Here is a 4,160-nt window from a genome sequence, read left to right on the forward strand (position 1 = left end):
CGACATGGGCGGGGCCGAAAGAATCGGCCACGAGCGCCGGCATGACGGCGAATCCGCCGCCATAACACGCCAGCAGGTAACAGGCGGCCGCCGTGAATAAAGCGACGTTTTTGACCTGCGGCAAAAGCGCATAGAGCAAGGCCGCGCTGGCAAACATGATGAGCAAAACCGTTTTCCGGCCGATGCCGTCGGAAAGCCATGCCCAAAAAAAACGGCCGGCGCCGTTGAAAAGAGACGCGACTGATAGCACGGCGCCGCCGGCGACGGCAAGCGCGGCAGGATCCCGGATAACATCTTTCTGGATTTCCTGGGCCATCGGGGAAAGCTGGGAAAGAAGTCCGATTCCCGCGGAAATATTGAGAAAAAAAAGCGTCCAAAGCATCCACCACTGGCGGGTTGAAAAAGCTTCGCGGAAAGTCAATGAGCCGGCCGGCGTGGCCGCCCTGGCAGTCGCCGGCACAAAACCATCGGGCAGCCAGTCCCGCGGCGGATCTTTAAAAAAACGGGCCATGGCAACCGTTAAGACCAGAAATATTGCCCCGAAAACAAACCAGGTCCGGGCAATACCGATATGGTTGACCATGACCGGAGCGGTCTGTCCCATAAAAAACGCGCCGGCGCCGAATCCCATTACAGCCAGGCCTGTTACCAGCCCGCGTTTGTCAGGAAACCAGCGGATCAAGGTCGCGATCGGAGTAACGTAAGCCAGGCCGTTGCCGCCGCCGCCGATAAAACCGAAGCCCAGATAAAGGAGGAAAATATTGCCGGTGTAGTCGGCCAGCCCAGCCAGAATGGTTCCGAGGCCGAACATGACGCCGCCGGCCGCGGCCACTTTCCTGGGGCCGATTTTATCCATCAACGCCCCGCCAAAAGCGGCGCAGACGCCGATCATGCCGATGCAAATCATGAAGGCAGTTTGGGTCGCCGTTTCGCCCCAACCGTGTGCCGATATCAAAGGTTTCTTGAAAACCGACCAGGCATAAACCGTCCCGAGGCAAAGCTGCATCACAACCGCCGCGGCGGCAATGCCCCATCGGCTCCGTTGCAACGGAGTTTCCATCCGCGCCCCCCTTCCTTGCTGAAGCGCAAGGAATATACGAACGAAAGTTGGAAAACAAGCTTTTTTGGTAGAAACAAAAAGAAAAAACAGGTAGAAATATCAAACAACGCCATGACAGCATCAGGAAAAAGCCCGGAAAAGATCATCAAACGCGAAGGCAACCTCGTGCCATATGACCGCGATCGGATTGCGACGGCCATTTTCAGGGCGATGGCCTCAATCGGGAAGGGCAACCGGCCGCTGGCGGACGCCGTCAGTCTTGACGTTGAGCGCGCGCTCGTGGCCGGCTATGGCCATGATTCCACGCCAAGCGTTGAGGAAATCCAGGACATTGTGGAAAAAATTCTGCTGGAAAAAGGACAGACTGAAACCGCGAAAACTTATATGGCCTACCGCTCCCAGCGCGCCCAGGCCCGCTCAAGAAGGGAAAAATCTTTTGAGATCACGGATAACATTCCCTACAAGAAAATATATGAAGTGCTCCGCTGGAACATCAATCACGGCTGTGACACCGTGCGCGGCTTAAACCGGATAATATCCGAAGGGCATTTTGCCGGGCTGGTCCGCGATTCCGACCAGCGCTATGAAGACGAACTGACCCGCTGCGCCCGGGAAATCGTCAGCAAAAACAAAAAGGCGCGCGTGATCATCGTGGCCGGGCCTTCTTCATCCGGCAAAACAACCACCACCATGAAACTGGGCGAAAAAATAAAGCAGGACGGGATTGAATTCAAATCGCTGATAATGGATAATTATTTTTTTGACCTGGAAAAACACCCGAAAGACGAATTCGGCGATTACGATTATGAGTCGCCCCACTCTTTGGATCTGGCATTGATTAACGAACACTTATGCGCCCTGCTTGAAGGCCGAACGGTTCAAGTCCCCTTTTATAATTTCAAAACCGGCAAACGCACGCTGAACGTCCAAAGCATGAAACTGGAAAAGAACCAGCTTCTTCTCCTGGACAGTTTGCACGGCCTCTTTTCTGAAATGACGCAGGGAATCCCCGCGGCCAGCATTTTCAAAATCTATATTGAAACCCTGGGGCAAATCCGCTCCGACGACAACATCTTCATGCGCTGGGCTGACAACCGCCTCATGCGGCGCATGATCCGCGACAAACTCCACCGCAATTCTCTTCCGCTGGAAACCATCACGCACTGGCATTATGTCCGGCGCAGCGAATTGCAGAACATCATTCCCTTCATCGCCACAGCGGATTTCCTCATCAATAGCGCCCTGCCCTATGAAATTCCTGTCCTGAAAAACAAGGTGTTTCAGTGGTTCCCCGAGGCCATACGGCAGTATCGCACCGACCCGCAGCGCCAGGACGCGTATATCCGCGCCAAACGCATGGCCGATTTCCTCGCGCCCCTGCAGGAAACGGCCGACGATGCGATGATACGGGATGACTCGCTGCTGCGCGAATTCATCGGCGGCGGCAAGTATGAGTGCTGACTTTAAATTCCGCGAGCCACAATGTCCGACATTCCTTCAGATTGCAGCCCGAGCATGTTTCAAGCAGGCAGCGCGCTTTATGCGATTTTTTTTAAAAGCCAGGCGATATTGCGGCCAAGGGTCTGCATGGTGCGCATGCCCTCTTCGTCCTTGGCGGCCTGGCCTTTCTCGCGGCCGAAAGCCAAGTTCCAGTAACTTGACCCCGGCACAATCATATCGCTGATGAGGAAAAAATGGTTGAGCGAATCAAAGGCGTGAATCGCCCCGCCGCGCCGCACTGTTACCACCGCGGCCCCCACTTTCCGGCTGAACATCGCGCCATTGGCGCGGGCGGTCATGCCGGCCCGGTCAATCAACGCTTTCATTTCCGAGGTAATATCGGCGAAATAAGTCGGCGAACCGAGCAGAATGGCATCGGCCGCCAGCATCTTTTCAATCCACTCATTAACACAGTCATCCGCACAGGCGCAGCGCCGGTCGGCCTGTTTGAAACACTGGTAACATGCGCGGCACCCGTGCACATTGCATTTGCCGACCTGCACCAGCTCGGTTTCAATGCCAGAACGTTTTATTTCCTCCAGGACGCAGTTCAGCAGGAGAAAAGTGTTGCCATCCGCGCGCGGACTGCCGTTAAACGCTACTGCTTTCATCTTATTACTCCATTTGACTGATGTTTGAATAATTACCGAACCGGTCGGATTTTCACTTCATAAATTCTGCCTTCCGCCGTCGTCCGGCAGTGCCGGACTATGGCGGACAAGTCTGCCTTCAGCCTTTCATCCGCGCCCTGACTCCCGCCATTTTATAACCGGCGCCGACCGTATAAAGCCGTTTCAGGCCTGCGTTTTTATTTTCATGGGCGGCCACGACTTCGCCGACAACCAAGGGACAGTCGCCGGGGCGGTAGACGCGCACAAGTTTGCACTCAAAATTAGCCACCGCATCGGCCAGGAGAGGCGCCCTGACTTTGCCGGCCTTTTGCAGACGCAAACCGCTGGCGGCGATTTTGTCGCAATGTTGTCCGTGTCGGGTGCCGGCGAAGAGAACTTCCCGGCGCATCTTTTCATTCGGGAAAGCGACCACGAATTCCTTCGTTTTTCTGATCAGCTGGTAAGTGTAAGCGCCGTCGTCAATGCCGAGCATAAACATGCACGGCTCCTCGGAAGCGATGGCGGTCCAGCCCACGGCCATGATGTTCGCCCCGCCCCCGGGCACGGCCGTGGTCACCAGGACGATCTGCTCCGGGTATTTTCTCTTGAGCGCCTTTTGAATATTCGTTTTTTTCTGCATAATTTTAACCTTGGCAATGAACGTTTATCCACCCTGCATGGCCGCGCCGATCAGCGCGAAATATTTTTCGTCGTCAACATAGTCCGGCACGCTGTTGCCGGTGCCCAGGGCGTAAGCGCCGGTTTTTGAGGCCAGCTCCAGCATGGCCCGGGCGCGCTTCCGGATGGCATCTTCGGACGAACGGCAGACAAAATCAAGGTCAATCCCCCCGAGAATCGCTATTTCCCGGCCCCATTTCCGGTAGGCCTCCTCCACCGGCATGATCGCGTCCTCAAACGAGTGTTTTCCGTCGTAACGCATGTCATTGATAATGTCTCCCATGATTTCATCGGCCTTGCCGCAGGAATGC

General features: G+C 55.4%; 5 protein-coding genes. 1 reads left to right on the plus strand and 4 read right to left on the minus strand.

The window, feature by feature from the left end; genetic code table 11:
- Window positions 1-1,060 (minus strand): OFA family MFS transporter (locus PHP98_11790; protein MDD5484309.1); only part of this gene is annotated, 1,060 nt, incomplete at its 3' end.
- 111 nt (window positions 1,061-1,171) lie between these two features.
- Between PHP98_11790 and PHP98_11795 the strand changes: the two genes are divergently transcribed.
- Entirely contained in the window at window positions 1,172-2,521 is a 1,350-nt protein-coding gene (locus PHP98_11795) for an ATP cone domain-containing protein (protein ID MDD5484310.1), read from the plus strand.
- A gap of 77 nt (window positions 2,522-2,598) precedes the next feature.
- Here PHP98_11795 and PHP98_11800 read toward each other — a convergent pair whose 3' ends face one another.
- The 3 genes from PHP98_11800 to PHP98_11810 all read right to left on the minus strand — a co-directional run.
- A complete protein-coding gene (locus PHP98_11800; protein MDD5484311.1) occupies window positions 2,599-3,171 on the minus strand; it encodes a flavodoxin family protein in 573 nt (190 codons plus the stop codon).
- Between the two features lie 118 nt (window positions 3,172-3,289).
- Entirely contained in the window at window positions 3,290-3,811 is a 522-nt protein-coding gene (locus tag PHP98_11805) for a flavin reductase family protein (protein ID MDD5484312.1), read from the minus strand.
- Between the two features lie 24 nt (window positions 3,812-3,835).
- On the minus strand, window positions 3,836-4,160 hold a 325-nt coding region (locus tag PHP98_11810; protein ID MDD5484313.1), incomplete at its 5' end, for a uroporphyrinogen decarboxylase family protein.

Source organism: Kiritimatiellia bacterium (genome assembly GCA_028715905.1).
In the GTDB taxonomy this organism is placed as follows: Bacteria; Verrucomicrobiota; Kiritimatiellia; order JAAZAB01; family JAAZAB01; genus JAQUQV01.

What these genes read in the sequence shown, in the direction of transcription:
- PHP98_11805 (MDD5484312.1), bottom strand. Translation starts at nt 3,811, where the DNA reads ATGCAGAAAAAAACGAATATTCAAAAGGCGCTCAAGAGAAAATACCCG.
- PHP98_11800 (MDD5484311.1), bottom strand. Translation starts at nt 3,171, where the DNA reads ATGAAAGCAGTAGCGTTTAACGGCAGTCCGCGCGCGGATGGCAACACT.
- PHP98_11795 (MDD5484310.1), top strand. Translation starts at nt 1,172, where the DNA reads ATGACAGCATCAGGAAAAAGCCCGGAAAAGATCATCAAACGCGAAGGC.